At 64.6% G+C, this 271-nt stretch carries 1 protein-coding gene; it reads right to left on the bottom strand.

The window, feature by feature from the left end; all coding sequences use genetic code 11:
* A partial coding sequence (locus Q7F16_RS30155; protein WP_409557428.1) for an Ig-like domain-containing protein occupies positions 1-271 on the bottom strand: 271 nt, incomplete at both ends.

Below are 271 nucleotides of genomic sequence, written 5' to 3'. Positions count from 1 at the left end.
GGCGCCGTGGCATCGGCATAAGCCACCACGGTGTCAGGGCTGACATTACCTGCTGCGTCCGACGAGTTCGCAGTGACATCACCGGTCGGTTGGTTCACCGGCGAAGTGACGCTGTAGGAACCATCGGTACCCGCTACGACCGTAGCGGTGCTGCCATCCGGGTAAGTCACAGTAACCGTGCTGTTCGGCTCGGCACTGCCGCTGACCACCAGGCTGCCATCGGCATTGGCCGCCACGGTTACGCTCGGCGCAGTTGGCGCCGTGGCATCGG

Source organism: Pseudomonas sp. Lb2C2 (assembly GCF_052112205.1).
Taxonomy (GTDB): Bacteria; Pseudomonadota; Gammaproteobacteria; order Pseudomonadales; family Pseudomonadaceae; genus Aquipseudomonas; species Aquipseudomonas kilonensis.
Note: the sequence above shows the minus strand (reverse complement) of the source record. Positions and strands in the feature narration are given on the sequence as shown.